Genomic DNA, 19418 nt, shown 5'->3' on the forward strand with positions numbered 1-19418 from the left:
GGCGGAAACGGCCTGAAATCGGAAAAATCCCGCGCATTGTAAAGGAAGCGGCCGATCGCGGGCGGGCGCGGCCGGAAGGTGCCGGATCGTCCGGTTATTTCTCTCTTGACAGAAATAACTGAAATGAATAAATTTCCCGACATGGAACTCACACCGATTGCCGAACGATTCATTCTCCACTGGGGCGAAATGGGCTCGCGGTGGGGCGTCAACCGAACCGTCTCGCAGATCCACGCGCTGCTCTACCTGGCCGGCCGGCCGGTCGCGGCCGACGAGATCGCCGAGACGCTCAACGTCGCGCGCTCCAACGTCAGCACGAGCCTGAAGGAGCTGCAGGCGTGGCGGCTCGCGAAGGTCGTGCATGTGCTGGGCGACCGCCGCGACCATTTCGAGACGTCGACCGACATCTGGGAACTGTTCAAGCTGATCGTCGAAGGGCGGCGGCAGCGCGAGATCGAGCCGACGCTCACGGTGCTGCGCGATTGCCTGACGAGCCCGGAGATCGCCAACGAGAGCCGCGAGACCGAACAGCGCATCCGCGACACGCTGCAGTTCGTCGAGACGCTCACGACCTGGTCGGACGAGATGCTGCGGCTCAAGCCCGATACGCTGATGAAGGCGCTCGGCATCGGCGCGAAGATCAGCCAGACGGTCAGGCGCAAGTCGTCGAAGTAAGCGGTAGCGGAAGTGCGGGCAGGCAGCCCGCTTTTTTCGGGGTTGTTATTTCTGTCTGTACAGAAATAACTGTAAAGAGAGGGTGGAAATGAACGCAGTCTTGCCGTCGACCGGCCAGAGCGGCCGCACCGGGGAACGCAGCATGACTGTCCTCGTTTGCGGCGCGAACGGCTTCATCGGGCGGGCACTGTGCGCGCAGCTCGAAGCCGGCGGCCATCGCGTGCTGCGCGGCGTGCGTGATGCGGCCGGCCCGCGCGACGTCGGGATCGACTTCGCGAAGGACGTCGATCCCGACGCGTGGCTGGCGCGGCTGGAGGGCGTCGACGTGGTGATCAATGCGGTCGGCATCCTCGCCGACCGGCGCGGCGCGACGCTCGACGCCGTGCATCGCGCCGCGCCATGCGCGCTTTTCACCGCGTGCTGCCGTGCGCGCGTGCGGCGCGTGATCCAGATCTCGGCGCTCGGTGTCGAGCGCGGCGATACGCGGTACTTCGCGAGCAAGCACGCAGCCGATCGCTTCCTGCAGACGCTGCCGATCGACTCCCGGATCGTGCGTCCCGCGCTGGTCTATGGCGCGGCCGGCACGTCGGCTCGGTTTTTCCGGATGCTCGCGAGCCTGCCCGTGCATGTATTGCCGGCGGGCGGCCATCAGCGGCTGCGCCCCGTGCATGTAGACGATCTCGCCGAACTCGTCGCGCGGCTGGTCGCGCAGTCGTTCGATTCGCCGGCGGCCGGCAACCAAGTGATCGACGTGGTCGGCAACGACGAAGTCGAATACCGCGAGATGCTTGCCCGCTACCGCGCCGCGCTGGGGTTTCCGCCGGCCGCCGGCGTGACGCTGCCGGGCCCGCTGGTCGGCGCAGCGGCTGCGCTGCTCGGCTTGCTGCCGGGCGCGATGTTGACGCGCGACACGTGGACGATGCTGCGCGGCGGAAACACCGGCGATCCGGCGGCCGCCGCGGCCGTGCTCGGCCGGCCGCCGCGCGGCATCGGCGGTTTCGTCGGCGCGGACGCGGCCGCGCTGCGTCGCGACGCGCTCGCGATGTGGCGGCGCCCGTTGCTGCTGGGCGCGCTCGCGATCGTGTGGATCTGGACGGCGATCGTAAGTGCGTTCGTCCATCCGCTGCACGCGAGCCTCGCGCTGCTCGCGCATGCGCACCTGACGGGGCTGCCAGCGCTGGTCGCGCTCTATGCGGCAAGTGCGCTGGACTTCGCGTTCGGCATCGCGACCGTCGCCGCGCCGTCGCGCCGCCTGTGGGCCGCGCAAGCCGCGCTGATCGTCGCGTATTCGGCCGTCATCGCGGTCACGATGCCCGGCCTGCTGGCCGAACCGTTCGGCCCCGTGCTCAAGAACGTGCCGATCCTCGCGATCCTGTTGATCCTGTTTTCAGAAGAAGAACACGCATGAATACCTATCTCGTCGTCAAGGCGCTGCATATCCTGTCCTCGGTGCTGCTGGTCGGCACGGGGTTCGGCACCGCGTTTTATCTGTTCTTCGCGAACCGCACGCGCTCGGTGCCCGCGATCGCGGCCGTGTCGCGGCTCGTGGTGCGCGCGGACTGGTGGTTCACGACGCCAGCCGTGATCTTCCAGCCGGCGTCCGGGCTGTGGCTCGCGCATACGGCCGGCTGGCCGTGGCATACGCCGTGGCTCGTCGCGTCGATCGTGCTGTACGCGATCGCCGGCGCGTGCTGGCTGCCGGTCGTGTGGCTGCAGGTCGAACTTGCCGCGATGGCGAAGCTCGCTCACGTGAACGGCGACGCCGCATTGCCGGAACGCTACTGGCGCTATGCGAAGCGCTGGGAGTTGCTCGGCTATCCGGCGTTCTGCGCGATGCTGTCCGTCTACTTCCTGATGGTGCTCAAGCCGGCGTAAGCGCGTCGTGTCCGAAAACAGTCGACCGAACGATTCACGATGCTTTCGGTAAAGGAAGGAGTGCAGAGCATGAATATCAATGAAGTGGCGCCGACCATCGACAACGCTGCGGAACGCGTGACACCCTGGCCTTCGCCCGACAACGCGCGCCGCATCGTCGTGCGCTGGATGTATGCCGCGGCGATCGTCCACCTGCTCGTCGGCGTGGCCGTTCCGTGGCTCGCCGGTGCACCGTTCGCCGATGCGTATCACCGCGGCATCGAGCTGCATTTCTGGGCGGCAACGGCACCCGAACCGGCGCGTGCCCAGCAGATATGGTGGATGTCGATGATCGCCGCGACGGTGCAGTGTGCGTCGGTCTGGATGCTCGCGCTCGTTCACCTCGGCAACCGGTTGCGCAGGCGGGAAGTGTGGGGATGGCTGCTGGCCGGCCTGTTGGTCTGGGCGCCGCAGGACGTGCTGTTTTCATTGCAGGCCCGTGTATGGGGCCACGTGGCGATCGACGCGACCGCACTCGTCGCGATGGTTCCGCCGCTTGTCTGGCTGTTGACGAGGGATACCGTATGAACACCGTGCCTGCCTTCGACTGGGCGCTCAACCTGCTGATCGTGCAGGGCGCGATGGGCGCATTCGATACGCTTTATCACCACGAACTCACGCAGGACCTGCCGCACAGCCCGCGCGCGCGGCTCGAGCTGGCGATTCATGCGGTGCGTTCCGTGCTCTACGGCCTCGTGTTCGCATCGATCGCGAACGTTGCGTTTCACGGCGCCTGGGTCGCGGCGATCGCGGCGGTGGTGCTCGTCGAAGTGGTGCTGACGTTGTGGGATTTTGTCGTCGAGGACCAAAGCCGCAAGCTGCCGGCGACCGAGCGCGTGCTGCACACGCTGCTGGCCGTCAACGGTGGCGCGCTGTTCGGGATGCTCGCGATGCAACTGGCCGTCTGGGCGCACGAACCGACCGCGCTGCACGCGATCGACGTCGGCTGGCGCGGCTGGCGCGGCTGGCTGCTCAGCCTGTTCGCCGTCGGCGTGACGGTATCGGGTATCCGCGACGGGATTGCCGCGTGCCGGATCGCGCGACACGCCCCGGTCGCCAATCCGTTCGCGGGGCAGCCGGCCGGCAACATGCTCGTCACCGGCGGCACGGGTTTTATCGGCGAAACCCTCGTGAACCAACTGCTCGATGCCGGGCATACGGTCACGTTGCTGGCGCGCGATCCGCTGCGCGCGGCCTATCAGTTCCGGGGCCGCGTGCGCAGCGTGACGTCCGTCGAACAGTTGCAGCCGCACGAGCGCTTCGACACGGTGATCAATCTCGCGGGGGCGCCGGTGCTGGGCGCGCGCTGGAGCAAGCGCCGGCAGGCGCTGCTGCTCGCCAGCCGCGTCGGCGTCACGCAGTCGCTGATGCGTTGGGTCGAGACCGCCGAGGTCAGGCCGCGCACGTGGATCCAGGCATCCGCGATCGGCTACTACGGCGTGCGGCCGGCCCACGAACGGCTCGACGAGGGCAGCAGCGCCGGCACCGGCTTCATGTCCGAGCTGTGCCGGCAGTGGGAGCTGTCCGCGCAGCCGCTCGAGCGCCATGGGGTGCGCGCGGTAGTGCTGCGGCTGGGCGTCGTGTTCGGCCCCGGCGGCGCGTTGCGCCCGATGCTGTTGCCGCATTACTTCGGGATGGGCGGACGATTCGGCGACGGCGCGCAGGTCATGAGCTGGATTCACCGGGACGACGTGCTGCGGATCATCGCGCGCGCGATGTCGAACGCGGGCATGCACGGCGTCTACAACGCGGTGGCGCCCGGTGCAATGACCCAGCGCGAGTTCGTGCAGGTCGTGACGAAGGTGCTGCGCCGCCCTGCATGGCTGCACGTGCCGGCCGCGCCGCTGCGCCGCGCGATGGGCGAGATGGCCGAGCTGCTGCTGGACGGGCAGCGGGTGATACCGGCGCGGCTGCATCAGGACGGGTTCATGTTCCGGTTCCCGACGGCGGAGCACGCGCTGCGCGACCTGACGAACCGGCCGCACGCCGATTTCGCGCGCCCGGCCTGTTGTTTCCCGCAACGTCGTGTATAAATTCGACGTGACCGCGCCCGGGACGCGTCGTGCGTCCCGAACGCTCCGCATCCGACCTCACAAGGAGACTGCATGCTGCACATCCTCGGCAAGATCCCGTCCATCAACGTCCGCAAGGTGCTGTGGCTGTGCACCGAGTTGAACCTGCCGTTCGAACAGGAAGACTGGGGCGCTGGTTTTCGCACGACCAACGATCCGGCCTATCTCGCGCTGAATCCGAACGCGCTCGTGCCCGTCATCAAGGACGACGATTTCGTGCTCTGGGAATCGAACACGATCATCCGCTACCTCGCGAACCGCTATGGCGGCGACGCGCTCTATCCGGCCGAGCCGCAGGCGCGCGCGCGGGTCGATCAATGGATCGACTGGCAGGGCGCGGACCTGAACCGCTCGTGGGTGGGCGCGTTCCTCGGCCTCGTGCGGAAATCGCCTGATCATCAGGATCCGGACGCCATCGCGCAGTCGATCGCGGGCTGGACGAAGCACATGCGCGTGCTGAACGCGCAGCTCGAATCGACCGGCGCGTTCGTGGCAGGCGGCACCTTCACGCTCGCGGACATTCCGATCGGCCTGTCGGTGAACCGCTGGTTCGGCACGCCGTTCGAGCATCCGGATTTCCCGGCGGTGTCGCGCTATATCGAGCGTCTTGCGACGCGCGAAGGCTTCAAGGCCTACGCCGGCAGCGCGAATCCGTGACGCATCGCCGGTAGCGCGCGGCGCGGTGGCATGCATGGACCAGCGGGCTCGCCGGCCTGTCGTCACGCGCCGGGCGCCGGCACCGCGTCGAGCACGCGCGCGAGAAACGCGTCGTGATTCCATGCGGATTCCGGCCGCGACAGCCCGAGCCGCACGACCACCAGCTGACGGCTCGGCACCACGCTCACGAACTGGCCTTCATGGCCGACCGCATGAAACGCGTCGGCCGGCATCGCGCTCGCATGTGGATCGCGCTCGTTGAACGGCTCCGGCACCTTGACCCACAGATGCGCGCCGAATTCCTGGCGCGGCGACTGCGGCGTCGCGCGCGTCAGGTAGCGCACCCAGCCCGCCGGCAGCAGCCGCTGCCCGTTCCACTCGCCGTCCTGCAGCAGAAGCTGTCCGAAGCGCGCCCAGTCGCGCGCGCTCGCATACATGTACGACGAACTGCCGAGCGTGCCGGACGCATCGGGCTCGAACACCGCGCTGCGCATCCCGAGCGGCGCGAACAGCGCGCGGCGCGGAAACGCGAGGTAGTCGTCGTCGCTGCCGCCCATCGCTTCGCGCATCACGCGCGCGATGATCGCGCTCGTGCCGCTCGAGTAGTACCACTGCGTGCCGGGTGTCGCGGCGAGCGGCTTCGCCGATGCGAACCGCGCGGTATCGGGCTGCGTGAACAGCATCACGGCGACGTCGGACAGCGGGTCGTCGTAGTCCTCGTTGAATTGCAGGCCGCTCGTCATCCGTAGCAGCTCGTCGAGCGTGACGGCCGCGCGCGGGTCGCCGCTGCCGCGCCATTCGGGCAGCAGCGCCGACGCGTCGAGCGACAGCTTGTGCTGCGCGACGAGCATGCCGACCAGTGCGGCCGTCACTGTCTTCGTCATCGACCAGCCGGGCAGCGGCGTGTCGGCCGTGAAGCCGGGCGCGTAACGTTCGGCGATTACCTGGCCGCGCCACATCACGACGACCGCGCGCGTGCGCCGCGGCCGAGCCGGATCGGGTTCGTCGAATGCGCGGTCGAGCGCTGTCTGCAGCCTGTGTGCGTCGATGCCGGCGGGCGGCGCGGCGGGTGCGGGCGGCGCGGGCGGCGGGTCGGAGGGAAGGGGCAACGCGGCCGGCAATGTGGCAGACGACGGCCCGAGCGCGAGCGTGCAGCCGAGCCCGGGCCGGAAGTCGGCTTCGCGCCCGGCGAAGCCGGCGAAGGTCGCCATCGCCCGATGATGGTCGGGATCGAGCGACGGACGCACCAGTTTCAGCAGCGGATGCACGCCGGCCATGATGTCGACGTCGATCACGGACGCGGCCGGGCGGCCCGACACGAACACGCCTGAGCACAGCGCCTTGGCGGCATAGCCGGTCGCGATCGGCGCAAGCCGCGACAGCATGTATCCGGCATAGCCGAGCGCGGCCAGCAGCACGAGGGCGGCGCCCCGTCGGATCAACGTCTTGATGGGTGTCGTCATGCGCGAGCGTCCTCGGTTGTCTGCAGGCGGGCGATGAACCGGCAGTGTCGCAGGTTCGGGCAAGCGCTGGCAATCGCGGGTGCTTGCGACGCCGGGTGGCGTCGGTCGGGCGGAGGTTGCCCGCCGTGTGTGAATCGTATGTGTCGATCGCGCATGTGGACGGGCCGCATGGGGCCCGTCCACGTGGTGCGTCATTGCGCGTTGTTGTCGTTGTCCTGACGCAGTGTCCAGACCGTCGCGGTATTCGTGTTGTCGTCGACGGCCGCGAATTGCAACTGGCCTTTGCTGCCATGCCCGAACGCAAGGCCGAATGCCGAGCCCGGCGCGGTATCGACCTGCATCTGCGCGACAAAGCGCCCGTCCACCGTGAATTCGACGATCTCGCTCGGTTGCAGCGGGTCCGGATTGACCGCGTCGCCGTTCGCGGTCACGAGATGGCCGTTCGGCGCGAGCGCCAGCGCGAGCGGGCCGTGCAGGTGCTTCGTGTCGAAGTAGATCATCCGGCCGACGCCGCCGTTGCGGTTCGTCGACGCGGCGTTCTGGATCGCGAACACCGCGTTGTCGCCGGTGGAAGCGACATACAGGACGTCGACGTTCGGGTCGTATGCTAGGCCGGTCGGGCCGACGACGAGTGCGTTGGGATCGGTCCGGTTCACGTAGCCCGACGCGATGATGCGCGAACTCGGCAGCATCGTGACGCCGTCGTTGCCGATCGCCAGTTCGATCCGCGCGACCGTCCCGTTCAGCACGTTCGACACGAACGCGGTCACGCGCTGGCCGCGATCGATCACGGTCATGTCCCACGGCCCGTCGAGCAGTGTGGCGCTGACCAGTTGCGTGACGAGATTGCCTTGAGGGTTGATGACGAGCAGCGAGCCCGGCGCGACCACGGTCTTGCCGTCCGGCGCCGGCACGTTGCCGGCCAGCACGAAGCCGCTGCGCAGCACCGCGAGCGCGGTCGTCAGGCCGAGATTTCGGCCCTGGAAGAACGTCGCGGGCGTATTGCCGGGCGACAGCTTCACGATCGTCGTGCCGGTGCCTTGCAGGTTCGACGCCGCGTTGAAGTTGGACACGACGACGTCGCCCGGTTTCAGCGTGCTCCAGGTCGGCACGCCGCGCGGCACGAACGCGATGCCGTACGGATTGAGATCGCCGTTGGCCGGCACGGTCGATGCGGTGACCGACGAAGGCGGCAGGATGATGTCGTTGCTGCCGGCCCACGCGAAAGTCGACGACAAGGCGGCCAGCCCGGCGGCGCAAGCCGCGCGGCATAACGTGCGCGCCAGCGCGTGCGAGGCGCGCGCGTATGCCGGCGGGTGCGCGGCGAAGACGGGCGGGGCGGGGGAACGACAGGTGGGGAGAGGGTCCATGGCATGACTCCGGTTGATGAACGCGAGCAGTCATCCCGGCTGCCGGCCAGCGCAGCCGACGGGTGTCCGGCGCGGGGGCGCGATCTTGCCGCGCGAACCCCCGCTCGAAATAAACGGATGGCGACGGCTGCTTATTCCATCCGGCTGCGCACGTTGCATGCGCGCCGGCATCGATTGTTCGCTGCGATGTCGACACGACCTGACAAGTTGAAATATCGCGCGCCGAAGGCCGATAATCGTTCGGCATCGAATGCTCACCCTGTTCAACCGTTATCGGAAACCGCCATGTCCTACGACAACAACAACCCGTTCGCAAAAATCCTGCGTGGCGAACTGCCGTGCGTGAAGGTCGCGGAAGACGACGCGACCCTCGCGATCATGGATCTGATGCCGCAGGCCGACGGTCACGTGCTCGTGATCCCGAAGGAGCCGGCCGCGCAGATCTTCGAGCTGTCCGGCGACGCGGCCGCGGCCGGCATCCGCATGACGCAGCGCGTCGCGGCAGCCGTGCGCGCGGCACTCGAGCCGGACGGCGTGTTCATCGGCCAGTTCAATGGCGCGGCGGCGGGCCAGACGGTCCCGCACGTGCACTTCCACGTGATCCCGCGTTGGGAAGGCGCCGAGTTGCGGATGCACGCACGCGACATCGCCGACGCGGCGACGCTCGAATCGATCGCGCAGCGCATTCGCGCGCGTTTTGTGTAACGGATCGACGGCACGCGACGCGGCACGGCTGCCGAGAGCCGGCCGGCTGCCGCGCCGCCATCGCCTGTTTCGGCGGTCACGCGAAGTAACACGTGTAACCGCCGGCGAAACTCGGCTCGGCAAGCCCGGCGCTAGACTCCGCGCATTACTTCATCGAGCGACAGGAAGAGCGGATCGCTTCTTCGTGCCGGCCGCCGTCGCCTACGGCGGCATGGTCTTCGCGAGGTGTCATTCGTCTTTCGCGCCGGGAATCGAGCCATGTCCAGACTTCTCATCACGCTTGCCCTGATCGGCGGCCTGTCCGGCTGCTACGTCGCGCCGCCGTACGGTTACGCGCCCGCGCCGGCCTACTACGGCTACGCGCCGGCGTATTACGCGCCGCCCGTCAGCGTCGGGATCGGCGGCAACTTCCGCATCCGCTGATCGGGTACCCGGCGCGGGCCTTGCCCGCACCGGTTCGCTGCCCTTCGCCGGAAGGTTCGCGCGGATTCGCGCGCCGCATGACGACGGCACGCTGCGCATCGTGCGCGCGGTTCCTATACTTCACAGGAAAGAGCATCCTGTGAGGCAGCCATGTCCGTCACCCGCAAGTTCGCTGTCCTGTCGGGCGTATCCACGCTCGTCTATCTCGGGCTCGCCGTATTCGGTTTCGGCGGGTTCGCCGCCTTTTTCTCGCATCCGCCGCTGATCGTCATCGTCGTCGCGACACTCGCGATGGCCGTCGTCGCGATGTTCACCGAAGGCAACCTGAGCGCCGGCGAGCGCGAGAACCGCGACAACCGCTGGGTGCTCGCGGCATTCGCGGTGAGCGGCTTCCTGCTCGCGTATCTGCCCGCGCTGACCGACCGGCTCGATGTCTGGACCCTCGGCGGCGATACGGTGCGATGGTTCGGCGTCGCGCTGTACATCGCGGGCGGGGCGCTGCGCATCTGGCCCGTGTTCGTGCTCGGCAAGCGCTTCAGCGGGCTCGTCGCGATCCAGCCGGGCCACACGCTCGTGACCGACGGCATCTATCGCCGCATCCGCAATCCGAGCTATCTCGGCCTGCTCGTCAATTCGGTCGGCTGGGCGCTCGCGTTCCGCTCGGGCGTCGGCGTGCTGCTGGTCGCGCTGATGACGGTGCCGCTCGTCGCGCGCATCCGCTCCGAGGAAGCGCTGCTGCGTTCGCAATTCGGCGCCGAATACGACGCGTATTGCGCGCGGACCTGGCGGCTGCTGCCCGGCGTGTACTGACCCTTCGTCCCACCCCGACCGTCGTTTCGGCGCTCGCTCGCGACACGTGCCCGATGTGTTGCCACGTGTGTCTCGAACGTGCGACGTTGCGCGTGGCCGGTCTGCCATTCGTGACGGACGGACCGCCGCCGAAGCCAATACCGGCAAGGGTTTCGGGCGATTTCGCGGAGCGCATTCGAGGTCCGTTATTCGCAAACAACTTGTTACCAGAATGTCCACGGCAGGGGTGTGGGACCGATGCTATTCTTCGCCGCAAGCTCAATGAAATGAATTGGTCCGGGGTTCGGCACAATGCCTGAACCGACATCGATCGATTCAGATCGTCGTACCGAGCGGACCTTCGATAACCAGATTGCGAACAAGGAAGAATACGGGAATGTGGAAGAAAATCGCCCCCGCTCTCGTCGTCGCCGCGCTGACCGGCACGACTGCACTGCCGGCATTGGCCGGTGACTTGAACAACGCGCTTGGCGGCGCGCTCGGCGGGGTTGCCGGCGCAGCGGTCGGCGGCGCGGTCGGCGGCAGCACCGGCTCGGTAATCGGCGGCGCCATCGGCGGCGGCGCGGGTGGTGCGGTGACGTCGAACCGTCGCGAGCGCACCGGCGCGATCATCGGCGGCGCACTCGGCGGCGGCGCAGGTACCGCGGCAGGCAACGCGATGGGCGGCCGCACGGGCGGCCTGCTGGGCGCGGCGGTCGGCGGCGGCGCGGGCGCGGCGCTCGGCGGCAACATGTCGCGCAGCTCGTACGAACGCGATTACGGCGATCGCGGTTATCGCGGCGATCGCGGCTATCGTCGCCACAAGCATCATCACCACCGCGACTGGGACTGATCGCCGCTGGCGCGGCACGGTGCGCGACCTGCGCACCTTCGCGCCGACGGCGTCGGCCCCCGACGCGAGAATCGGCCCGGCGGCCTGCCGGGTCGCCATCGCCGGCCAGACCGGCGACCCTTTCCGGCTTCATCAGCCGCTGCCATACGCCCGACCGACGGGCCGGCAATTTCTCTCCTCGCCGTATTTCCCCGCTTCCCGACTACAAAGCCTGCCGCGCCTGAATGCGCCGGCGCAAGATCGGCGAACGCCATTACGCAGATTCCGTTCGACACGTCTGCCGGTTCCAGCCTGACGATGGTTCGCGACCGGGGCGGAGTGCTTCGCGGCCACGCGCGTATTGACCATCCTCGATCTGCGTAACCAGATGTATCGCGGCCCGCGTGTCCAACCCGTGTTGCCGCGATCGGATGCGTCGCATCCCCAACGTCCGGGCGATCGTTCGCGTCACCCCCGACCGTCAGGATTTCCCTGATACGCAGACCGCCGCGCCACGCCGCTTCGCCGCGCATCGCAGGCGCCGGCGGGTAGTGGAAAATCGAATGGATGGCATCGCAACATTTAATTGGTCGATCGCGATCGACTTCGCTATCGTCAACGACGCCCGCGTACGGAATCGAACCGAGCCATCCGCCGCGTCTCGCCTCGTTGCATGAGCGCGAACGCCGCGGCTCGGCCGCCGGACCCACCGGCATCGGTCGCCGCGTCCGATCAACCGGACGGATCCGTCGCGAAGCCTGGCCGACCAAACGAAGGCGCATGCGCTTTCAAGCCACCCCGGCAACGATGTCCCGCCGCCGCATGCGTGCCCCACGCGCATGCGTGCCGCCCGATGCCGTTTGCGCCCGGGGCCGGACCAACCCATTGCCTGGATGCATATGTCTAAGACAACGTATTACGCGCCGCATGGCGGCCACCCGCCGCAGACGGATCTGCTGACCGATCGTGCGATGTTCACCGAGGCGTACGCGGTGATCCCGAAGGGGGTGATGCGCGACATCGTCACGAGCTGGCTGCCGTTCTGGACGAACACGCGCCTGTGGGTGATCGCCCGCCCGCTGTCGGGTTTCGCCGAAACCTTCTCGCAGTACATCGTCGAAGTGAACCCGGGCGGCGGCAGCGACAAGCCGGAGCAGGACAAGAACGCCGAAGCCGTGCTGTTCGTCGTCGAAGGCGAAGCCGAGCTGACCCTGCAGGGTTCGAAGCACGTGCTGAAGCCGGGCGGCTACGCATTCATTCCGCCGGGCGCGGACTGGACGCTGCACAACGTCAGCGATGCCGCGGTGCGCTTCCACTGGGTCCGCAAGCATTACCAGGCCGTCGACGGCATCCCGCTCCCCGAAGCCTTCGTGACCAACGAGCAGGACGTCGAGCCGATCCCGATGCCGGGCACCAACGGCGCGTGGGTGACGACGCGCTTCGTCGACATGAGCGACATGCGCCACGACATGCACGTGAACATCGTGACGTTCGAGCCGGGCGGCGTGATTCCGTTCGCTGAAACGCACGTGATGGAGCACGGCCTGTACGTGCTCGAAGGCAAGGCCGTCTATCGCCTGAACCAGGACTGGGTCGAGGTGGAAGCGGGCGATTTCATGTGGCTGCGCGCGTTCTGCCCGCAGGCATGCTATTCGGGCGGCCCTGGCCGTTTCCGCTACCTGCTGTACAAAGGATGTGAACCGCCATATGAACCTGACGCTGAACCCCGCGCGCTAAGCGCCGCGCCAGCAGTCGAATATGCAAGCCCGCCGGTGCATGCCGGCGGGCTTTTTTCATGGACGGTGCGGCTGGCGTCGTGCGCGCTACAGACCGAGCGCGGTCGCGGCCAGCGCCGCGACCTGCAGCCGTGTATCGGGCGGCAGGCCGTCTTCCATCAGCCATACGGCCGACAGGCCCGCCCACGCGAGAATCCACTGCAGCAGCCGGCGGCGGTCGAGCTGCGCGGCGTCGGCCACGCACGCGACGCGTTGCTCGAAGCGCACCGGGTCGACCGCGATGTCGTGCGCGGGATTGCAGAACAGGTTCGCGTAGTCGAACGCGCGATCGCCGCGCAGCCCCTTCGGGTCGATCGCGAGCCAGCCGCGTGAGCCGAAATGCAGGATGTTGCCGTGATGGATGTCGCCGTGCAGGACGACTTCATCGACGGGCTGCGCCGACAGCAGCGCGCGCGCCGTCGCGGCCGATCGGCGCAGCACGTCGTTGGCCGTGGCATCCGACAGCAGTGCATGGAACCCGTCGTGCAGCGGCACGACCGCAGGCGGCTCAGCACGATGCGCATGCAGCCGCGCGACGACGTCGCACGCGATGCGCATCGCGTCGTCGTCATGACCCGAAGCCGAAAAGCCGGCCAGCGACGGCGTCGGCTGCGCGCGTTCGAGCAGGATAGCGTCGCTGTCGTGCTGCCACACCTGCGCGGTGCCTTGCCCGTTCCACCAGGTCATCAGCGCATTGCCGCGACGCTCTTCGTCGCACGTGGCGACCTTCAGCATCGCGGGTCGCGCGTGCCAGAGAACGGGCAGCAGGCCGCCGCTCGCGGTCAGGATCGGGCCGCCGTCGGGAACGAGGCCCCACAGGCCGATGTATCGATCGAACATCACGCGATGGTACAGGCGAACCGGACCGCATGCCGCGCGGTTTGTCCGACGGTGCGCCGCAAGCCGGCATGCGCTGCGCGAACGGCTCCGGCGCGCTTTCCTAAATAAAATTCAGCCTGCCAAAGTTTGGCTAAAGAATGTTCCGGTTTCGCGCTATCCCTTCGACAATGCGCGCCTTCTGCGATCGGCAGGCGCCTGTCGCGCGCCGGCCGTCGCGGCCTCGAAGAAGGAGCCCGACATGACCGACCACACCGCTTTCCCTCCGCCGCAACCCGCGCCGCCGCGCCGCCGACGCATGTGGCGCACGCTCGCGGGCGCGCTGCTCGGCCTGACGCTCGCGTGCGCGGGCATCGGCGCATGGACGATCCAGCGCATCTGGATGCAGTTGCCGTCCGTCGAGCACCTGGCCGTCTATCGTCCCGCGCTGCCGCTGCGGATTTTCTCGCGCGACGGCGACTTGCTGGCCGAATACGGCGTCGAGCGGCGCGAGTTCGTGCCGCTCGAACGCATTCCGCCGCTGATGAGGCAGGCGCTGCTCGCGGCCGAGGACGCGAAGTTCTATCAGCACGGCGCGGTCGATTTCGGCGGCCTCGTGCGCGCGACGTTCGCGAACGTCGTGACGGGGCAGCCTGGGCAGGGCGGCAGCACGATCACGATGCAGGTCGCGCGCAACTTCTACCTGACGCGCGACAAGGTGCTGAGCCGCAAGCTCGCCGAGATCCTGATGGCGGCCAAGCTCGAACGCGAATACAGCAAGGACAAGCTGCTCGAGCTGTACATGAACGAGATCTACCTGGGCGAGCGCGCGTACGGTTTCGCGGCGGCCGCGAACGTTTATTTCGGCAAGCCGCTCGACGCGCTGAGCGCGGGCGAGGCGGCCGTGCTCGCGGGGCTGCCGAAGGCGCCGTCAGCGTTCAACCCGGTCGTCAATCCGGCGCGTGCAACCGCGCGGCGCAACTATGTGCTCGGCCGGATGCACGCGCTCGGCCAGCTCGACGACGCGACGTACCGCGCGGCCGTCGACGCGCCGATCGTGCTGGCGACCACGCCGCCGCCCGGGATCGTCGCCGCGCCGTACGTTGCCGAGCGCGCGCGCCGCATGATGGTCGAGCGTTTTCACGACGATGCCTATACGCTCGGCCTCGACGTGACGACGACGGTCTCGATGCGCGACCAGCGCGCGGCCGAAGCCGCGCTCGACCGCACGCTGAGCCGGCAGCCACGCGCGACGCGCGATGCGCGCAACGGGCTCGAAGGCGCGCTCGTGTCGCTCGATGCGGCCACCGGCGACATGCTCGCGCTCGTCGGCGGCGCGGATTTCAATCGCAACGTGTTCGACCATGCGCTGCAGGCGTATCGCCAGCCGGGTTCGAGCTTCAAGCCGTTCGTCTATTCGGCGGCGCTGGAGAAAGGCTATTTCCCCGGCGTGCTCGTCGACGATACGCAGCGCACGCTCACGCATGAGGAAACCGGCGCGCGACCGTGGCGTCCGCGCAATTTCGGCAACCGCTACGAGGGCTTCATCCCGGTGCGGCGCGGGCTCGTGCGCTCGAAGAACCTGGTCGCGGTCAGTCTGATGCAGGCCACCGATGCACGTTACGTACAGCAGCACGCGGTGCACTTCGGCTTCGACGCGCAGCGCAATCCGGCGTCGCTGCCCCTCGCGCTCGGCGCGGGCGCCGTGACGCCGCTCGAACTCGCGAGCGCATACGGCGTGTTCGCGAACGGCGGCACGCGGATGGAACCGCGCCTGATCCTGTCGGTGAAGCAGCGTCACGGCGGCGCGATGTACGAGGCGACCGTGCCGGCAGGCGAGCGCGTCGTGTCGGCACGCAACGCGTTCGTGATGGACAGCATGCTGCGCGACGTCGTGCGCTCCGGCACCGCGCGCGGCGCGCTCGCGCTGCGCCGCGACGACGCGGCCGGCAAGACGGGCACGTCGAACGGATCGAAGGACGTATGGTTCGCCGGCTATTCGTCGGGCATCGTCGCGGTCGCGTGGCTCGGCTACGACACGCCGCGTCCGATGGGGCGCACGACCGGCGCGACGCTGGCGCTGCCGGTCTGGCTCGACTACATGAAGACGGCCGTCGACGGGCGCACGCCCGTCGATGCTTCGCCGCCGCAGGACGTCGCGCTCGTCGACGGCGACTTCGTCTACGCCGAATACACGCGCGGCACGTGCACGGCCGATGTGCCGCCGTACATCCGCAGCCGCTTCGCCTGCGGCGGCGCGGCGGTGCAGGACGCGTCGGACGCGCCGGCCGACCGCGGCAAGCCCGACGAGCCGATGCCCGCAGCGGTCGATGCGGCCGAGCGCGAACGCGTGCTCGACCTGTTCCGGACCGACGACTGACGCGCGCGATGCATACGCTCTATCTGATTGCGATCGTCGCGGAAGCGATGTCGGGGGCGCTGATGGGCATGCGGCGCGGGATGGACCGCTTCGGGCTCGCGCTCGTCGGCGCGGTGACGGCGCTCGGCGGCGGCACCGTGCGCGACGTGCTGCTCGGCCACTATCCGCTCGGCTGGATCGCGCATCCCGAATACCTCGTGATCACGCTCGTCGCGGCGACCGTCGCATCGTGGGCCGCACGGCATGTCGCGCGGATGAAGACGCTGTTCGTCACCGTCGACGCGATCGGCCTCGCGGCGTTCACGATCATCGGCTGCGACATCGGCGCGTCGACGGGCACGGCGCCGATCATCGTCGTGCTGGCCGGCGCGATCACGGGCGTGTGCGGCGGGATGCTGCGCGACCTGCTGTGCAACGAGATGCCGCTGATCCTGCGCGAGGAGTTGTACGCGAGCGTCGCGTTCGTTACGGGCACGCTGTATGTCGGGATCCAGCATCTCGGCATCGATGCGGGCTTTGCGACGGTGATCGCGCTGGCGGCCGGATTCTCGATGCGGATGCTTGCGGTGCTGCTCGGGTGGAAGATGCGGACCTTCGGCGCGGCGGACGTCGAGCATTGAGCGCGGCCCGCGCGCCGAAGTTCAGTCTAGATCTCCTGACGGCGATGCACGAATGATGTCAGGTGAAAGTCGCTGTTGAAGGCAGGGCAGGACATCGAGCAACACGACGGTCATGCGGTGAGCGCCTACGCTACGCAGGCACCATCACCGGCGGCGTACCGTCGCCAGTTTCCACCATCTTCACCGCGAATCGGTAGCATTGCGCGATATGCGCGGGCGTCATCACATCGCGCGGCGCGCCGTGCGCGACGATCGTGCCGTCGGCGAGCATCGCGATCGTATCTGCGTGCCGTGCGGCGAGGTTTGGGTCGTGCACGATAGCAAGCACGCCGAGCCGCCATTCGCGTGCGACCGCGCGCACGGTATCGAGCAGCCGGTGCTGATGTGCGAGATCGAGCGCGGCGGTCGGCTCGTCGAGCAGCAGGTAGCGCGGGCCGCCCTCCATACCGTCGTCGTCCGGCCATAGCTGCGCGAGCACACGCGCGAACTGGACGCGTGCGAGTTCACCACCCGACAGCGTCGTGACATCGCGGCCGACGAGTGCGTCGGCACCCGCGCGTTCGAGCGCGCGCCACGCGATGTCGCGATCGCGGTGCGCGATCACGTGCCGCGCACCGCTGCGCCGCGCATGCGGATAACGGCCGAGCAGCACGATTTCGTCGACGCTGAACGGGAAGGCCGGCTGCGCGGCCTGCGGCAGCACCGCGCGCAGGCACGCGAGCCTTGGCGCGTCGATGCGCGCGAGCGGTTCGCCGTTCAGCGTGATGTCGCCTGTCACGCGCACGCCGTTCGGCGCGACGCTGCCGGTCAGTTCGCCGGCGAAGGTCTTCAGCAGCGTGCTCTTGCCTGCGCCGTTGCGGCCGAGCAGCGCGGTCACGCGGCCGGGCTCGATCGACAGCGACAGGTCGCGAAGGATGGCGGTGTGTCGGCGGGCGACGTCGAGATGGTGGGCGGTCAGCATGGTCGTCGTGACGGAAGGGTTACCCGCCGAGCGCGCCGCGGCTTTTCCACAGCAGCGCGAGGAAGAACGGTGCGCCGAGCAGCGCGGTCAGCACGCCGAGCGGGATTTCGGCGGGCGCGGCGACCGTGCGCGCGGCGAGATCGGCGGCGAGCGTCAGCAACGCGCCGAGCAGCGCGGCGCCGGGCAGAACGATGCGCTGGTCGGGGCCGCACGCGAGCCGCACGCAATGCGGCGCGACGAGCCCGATGAAGCCGATGATGCCCGCGCACGACACGAGCGCGCCGACCGCGAGCGCGACCGCGACGAGCACGCGCCGCTTCAGCCGCTGCACCGGCACGCCGAGATGCAGCGCCTCGGTTTCGCCGAGCTGCAGCGCGTTCAGCGCATCGCGTTCGCGCGCGAGCAGCACGCAGCCGATCGCGACGCACGGCGCGACGGCCGCCAGCGCGGACCATTGCGCGCCGCCCAGACTGCCGAGACTCCAGAACGTCAGAGAGCGCAGCTGCGCGTCGTCGGCGACGAATGTCAGCAACCCGATCGCCGCGCCGACCAGCGCGTTGATCGCGATGCCGGCGAGCAGCAACAGCGGCAGCGCGAGCCGGCCGCGCGATGCGGCGAGCCGGTAGACGAGCGCCGCGACCGCGAGCGCGCCCGCGAAGGCCGCGACGGGCAATGCGGCCGCGCTCACGTGCGCGGCAAATAGGGCGGGGCCGAGCACGATCGTCGTCGTCGCGCCGAGTGCGGCGCCGCTCGACACGCCGACGAGCCCCGGATCCGCGAGCGGATTGCGGAACAGCGCCTGCATCGCGGCGCCGGTCGCGCCGAAGCCGCCGCCGACCAGGAGCGCGAGCGCGACACGCGGCGCACGGATGTCGAGCAGCACCGCGCGGGCCTGCTGAGCGGCTGCATCGCCGCTCAGCGCGGCCCATGCTTGCGCGAGCGGAATGCGGTACGCGCCGACGCACAGCGCGACGACGGACATCGCGCACACGAGGCACGCGAGCGCGGCCAGCGCGAACGGTGCAAAGCGGCGCGACGTGCCGATGCGCGCGGCGCCGGAGTGCGAGGCGGGCGACGGTGCAGGGAAAGGCGAAGCGTGAGCGGGCATCGGGGCGGTCCGGAATCAGGCGAACGCATCCGACAGGCGTCGGTGCAGGGTCGTGACGGCGAGCGGCAGGCGCGGGCCGAACCCGAGCAGGAACAGCGCATCGAGCGACACGACGCGCTGCGCGCGGCCGGCCGGTGTCGCGCCGAAGCCGGGCGTGGCGAGCAGCGCGGTGCGGCCGCCGACGGCCGCGAGCCCTTCGTCGGAGATCAGCACGACGTCGGGTGCGGCGGCCGCGAGTGCCTCGGTCGTCAGCGGCTTGTAGTGATCGAAGCCCTGCATCGCGTTGCGCGCACCCGCGTAGCGGATCATCGCGTCGGCCGCCGTGCGCTGGCCGGCGACGAGTGCCTGGTTGCCGGTATGGTTCAGCACGAACAGCACGCGCGGCGGCTGCGCGCCGCCGGGTGCGCGTACGGCGACCGCGTCGCGCGAGGCCTGCCAGTCGCGATCGAAGCGCTGCAGCAGCGCGGCGCCCGCATTGCGCACGTCGAGCGCCTGCGCGACGCCGGTGATCTTTGCGCGCACCGACTCGACGTCGTGGCGTTCGTCGAACGTCGTCACCGCGACGCCGGCGTTTTTCACCTGCGCAATCGCGGTGGGCGGGCCGGCTTCGGCCGACGCGAGCACGAGATCGGGCCGCAGCGACAGCAGCCCCTCGGCCGACAGCGCGCGCTGGTAGCCGACCTTCGGCAGGCGCTTCGCGGCGTCGGGGTACGTGCAGGTCGTGTCGGCGCCGACGAGCCGGTAGCGCGGCGTCTCGGCACCGCCGAGCGCGAACGCGGTTTCCGCGAGCGCGCCGCCGATCACGACCACGCGCTTCGGTGCGGCCTGCGCGGCTTGCGCGAGCACGCGGCCCGGCAG

At 69.0% G+C, this 19418-nt stretch carries 17 protein-coding genes and 2 pseudogenes; 13 read left to right on the forward strand and 6 right to left on the reverse strand.

The features are described 5' to 3' along the window. Positions 1-141 precede the first annotated feature (141 nt). The 6 genes and pseudogenes from ACNQQL_RS05735 to ACNQQL_RS05760 all read left to right on the forward strand — a co-directional run bounded on the left by ACNQQL_RS05735 (position 142) and on the right by ACNQQL_RS05760 (position 5318). Positions 142-675, forward strand: coding sequence for a GbsR/MarR family transcriptional regulator (locus ACNQQL_RS05735; RefSeq protein ID WP_047902276.1), 534 nt, complete (start codon positions 142-144; stop codon positions 673-675). Positions 676-763: 88 nt separating this feature from the next. Next, a complete protein-coding gene (locus ACNQQL_RS05740) occupies positions 764-2083 on the forward strand; it encodes an SDR family oxidoreductase (protein ID WP_347063511.1) in 1320 nt (439 codons plus the stop codon). Further along, a complete protein-coding gene (locus ACNQQL_RS05745; protein WP_347063512.1) occupies positions 2080-2550 on the forward strand; it encodes a DUF2269 domain-containing protein in 471 nt (156 codons plus the stop codon). The genes ACNQQL_RS05740 and ACNQQL_RS05745 overlap by 4 nt, the downstream gene beginning before the upstream one ends. Before the next feature lie 129 nt (positions 2551-2679). Further along, positions 2680-3117 (forward strand): annotated as a pseudogene (locus ACNQQL_RS05750) (DUF393 domain-containing protein); the annotation flags it as partial. Next, positions 3114-4622, forward strand: coding sequence for a TIGR01777 family oxidoreductase (locus ACNQQL_RS05755; protein WP_347063513.1), 1509 nt, complete (start codon positions 3114-3116; stop codon positions 4620-4622). The pseudogene ACNQQL_RS05750 and the gene ACNQQL_RS05755, both read left to right, overlap by 4 nt. A gap of 72 nt (positions 4623-4694) precedes the next feature. Further along, positions 4695-5318: a glutathione S-transferase gene (locus ACNQQL_RS05760; protein WP_347063514.1), complete on the forward strand. Its 624-nt coding sequence runs from the start codon at positions 4695-4697 to the stop codon at positions 5316-5318. Positions 5319-5380: 62 nt separating this feature from the next. On the opposite strand, the gene ACNQQL_RS05765 is transcribed toward ACNQQL_RS05760, so the two are convergent. Further along, positions 5381-6781 carry a serine hydrolase gene (locus tag ACNQQL_RS05765; protein ID WP_347063515.1) on the reverse strand — a complete coding sequence of 467 codons (1401 nt, stop codon included), beginning with the start codon at positions 6779-6781 and terminating at the stop codon, positions 5381-5383. A gap of 191 nt (positions 6782-6972) precedes the next feature. Beyond that, a complete protein-coding gene (locus tag ACNQQL_RS05770; protein WP_347063516.1) occupies positions 6973-8151 on the reverse strand; it encodes a hypothetical protein in 1179 nt (392 codons plus the stop codon). A gap of 285 nt (positions 8152-8436) precedes the next feature. Between ACNQQL_RS05770 and ACNQQL_RS05775 the strand changes: the two genes are divergently transcribed. The 5 genes and pseudogenes from ACNQQL_RS05775 to ACNQQL_RS05795 all read left to right on the forward strand — a co-directional run bounded on the left by ACNQQL_RS05775 (position 8437) and on the right by ACNQQL_RS05795 (position 12637). Beyond that, on the forward strand, positions 8437-8856 hold the full coding sequence (locus tag ACNQQL_RS05775) for an HIT family protein (RefSeq protein WP_072440179.1): 420 nt from the start codon (positions 8437-8439) through the stop codon (positions 8854-8856). Positions 8857-9114: 258 nt separating this feature from the next. Next, complete coding sequence (locus tag ACNQQL_RS05780) at positions 9115-9279, forward strand: hypothetical protein (protein WP_162836114.1); 165 nt, start codon at positions 9115-9117, stop codon at positions 9277-9279. 150 nt (positions 9280-9429) lie between these two features. Beyond that, positions 9430-10089, forward strand: a complete 660-nt coding sequence (locus tag ACNQQL_RS05785) for a methyltransferase family protein (protein WP_072440181.1) — start codon at positions 9430-9432, stop codon at positions 10087-10089. A 376-nt stretch (positions 10090-10465) separates the two neighbouring features. Further along, positions 10466-10921: a hypothetical protein gene (locus ACNQQL_RS05790; RefSeq protein WP_034181694.1), complete on the forward strand. Its 456-nt coding sequence runs from the start codon at positions 10466-10468 to the stop codon at positions 10919-10921. An 878-nt stretch (positions 10922-11799) separates the two neighbouring features. Further along, a pseudogene (locus ACNQQL_RS05795) lies at positions 11800-12637 on the forward strand (bifunctional allantoicase/(S)-ureidoglycine aminohydrolase). A gap of 86 nt (positions 12638-12723) precedes the next feature. On the opposite strand, the gene ACNQQL_RS05800 reads toward ACNQQL_RS05795, so the two are convergent. Next, positions 12724-13515: an aminoglycoside phosphotransferase family protein gene (locus tag ACNQQL_RS05800; protein WP_347063517.1), complete on the reverse strand. Its 792-nt coding sequence runs from the start codon at positions 13513-13515 to the stop codon at positions 12724-12726. Positions 13516-13753: 238 nt separating this feature from the next. Here ACNQQL_RS05800 and ACNQQL_RS05805 point away from each other — a divergent pair, with 238 nt between their 5' ends. Beyond that, on the forward strand, positions 13754-15871 hold the full coding sequence (locus ACNQQL_RS05805; RefSeq protein WP_347063518.1) for a PBP1A family penicillin-binding protein: 2118 nt from the start codon (positions 13754-13756) through the stop codon (positions 15869-15871). A gap of 8 nt (positions 15872-15879) precedes the next feature. Continuing rightward, entirely contained in the window at positions 15880-16491 is a 612-nt protein-coding gene (locus ACNQQL_RS05810) for a trimeric intracellular cation channel family protein (protein WP_347063519.1), read from the forward strand. Between the two features lie 130 nt (positions 16492-16621). On the opposite strand, the gene ACNQQL_RS05815 is transcribed toward ACNQQL_RS05810, so the two are convergent. The 3 genes from ACNQQL_RS05815 to ACNQQL_RS05825 are packed head-to-tail and all read right to left on the reverse strand — an operon-like array spanning position 16622 to position 19418. Then, a complete protein-coding gene (locus tag ACNQQL_RS05815; protein ID WP_347063520.1) occupies positions 16622-17452 on the reverse strand; it encodes a heme ABC transporter ATP-binding protein in 831 nt (276 codons plus the stop codon). A gap of 19 nt (positions 17453-17471) precedes the next feature. Then, positions 17472-18560: an iron ABC transporter permease gene (locus ACNQQL_RS05820; RefSeq protein WP_347063521.1), complete on the reverse strand. Its 1089-nt coding sequence runs from the start codon at positions 18558-18560 to the stop codon at positions 17472-17474. 15 nt (positions 18561-18575) lie between these two features. Beyond that, positions 18576-19418 (reverse strand): helical backbone metal receptor, encoded by an 843-nt coding sequence (locus ACNQQL_RS05825; RefSeq protein ID WP_347063522.1) that lies wholly within the window; start codon positions 19416-19418, stop codon positions 18576-18578.

This window comes from Burkholderia sp. LFS061 (assembly GCF_047978125.1).
GTDB lineage: Bacteria > Pseudomonadota > Gammaproteobacteria > Burkholderiales > Burkholderiaceae > Burkholderia > Burkholderia pyrrocinia_C.

Excerpts from the sequence above, each read along its gene's own strand:
- ACNQQL_RS05735 (WP_047902276.1), top strand. The coding sequence starts at position 142 with ATGGAACTCACACCGATTGCCGAACGATTCATTCTCCACTGGGGCGAA.
- ACNQQL_RS05740 (WP_347063511.1), top strand. The coding sequence starts at position 764 with ATGAACGCAGTCTTGCCGTCGACCGGCCAGAGCGGCCGCACCGGGGAA.
- ACNQQL_RS05745 (WP_347063512.1), top strand. The coding sequence starts at position 2,080 with ATGAATACCTATCTCGTCGTCAAGGCGCTGCATATCCTGTCCTCGGTG.
- ACNQQL_RS05755 (WP_347063513.1), top strand. The coding sequence starts at position 3,114 with ATGAACACCGTGCCTGCCTTCGACTGGGCGCTCAACCTGCTGATCGTG.
- ACNQQL_RS05760 (WP_347063514.1), top strand. The coding sequence starts at position 4,695 with ATGCTGCACATCCTCGGCAAGATCCCGTCCATCAACGTCCGCAAGGTG.
- ACNQQL_RS05765 (WP_347063515.1), bottom strand. The coding sequence starts at position 6,781 with ATGACGACACCCATCAAGACGTTGATCCGACGGGGCGCCGCCCTCGTG.
- ACNQQL_RS05770 (WP_347063516.1), bottom strand. The coding sequence starts at position 8,151 with ATGGACCCTCTCCCCACCTGTCGTTCCCCCGCCCCGCCCGTCTTCGCC.
- ACNQQL_RS05775 (WP_072440179.1), top strand. The coding sequence starts at position 8,437 with ATGTCCTACGACAACAACAACCCGTTCGCAAAAATCCTGCGTGGCGAA.
- ACNQQL_RS05780 (WP_162836114.1), top strand. The coding sequence starts at position 9,115 with ATGTCCAGACTTCTCATCACGCTTGCCCTGATCGGCGGCCTGTCCGGC.
- ACNQQL_RS05785 (WP_072440181.1), top strand. The coding sequence starts at position 9,430 with ATGTCCGTCACCCGCAAGTTCGCTGTCCTGTCGGGCGTATCCACGCTC.
- ACNQQL_RS05790 (WP_034181694.1), top strand. The coding sequence starts at position 10,466 with ATGTGGAAGAAAATCGCCCCCGCTCTCGTCGTCGCCGCGCTGACCGGC.
- ACNQQL_RS05800 (WP_347063517.1), bottom strand. The coding sequence starts at position 13,515 with ATGTTCGATCGATACATCGGCCTGTGGGGCCTCGTTCCCGACGGCGGC.
- ACNQQL_RS05805 (WP_347063518.1), top strand. The coding sequence starts at position 13,754 with ATGACCGACCACACCGCTTTCCCTCCGCCGCAACCCGCGCCGCCGCGC.
- ACNQQL_RS05810 (WP_347063519.1), top strand. The coding sequence starts at position 15,880 with ATGCATACGCTCTATCTGATTGCGATCGTCGCGGAAGCGATGTCGGGG.
- ACNQQL_RS05815 (WP_347063520.1), bottom strand. The coding sequence starts at position 17,452 with ATGCTGACCGCCCACCATCTCGACGTCGCCCGCCGACACACCGCCATC.
- ACNQQL_RS05820 (WP_347063521.1), bottom strand. The coding sequence starts at position 18,560 with ATGCCCGCTCACGCTTCGCCTTTCCCTGCACCGTCGCCCGCCTCGCAC.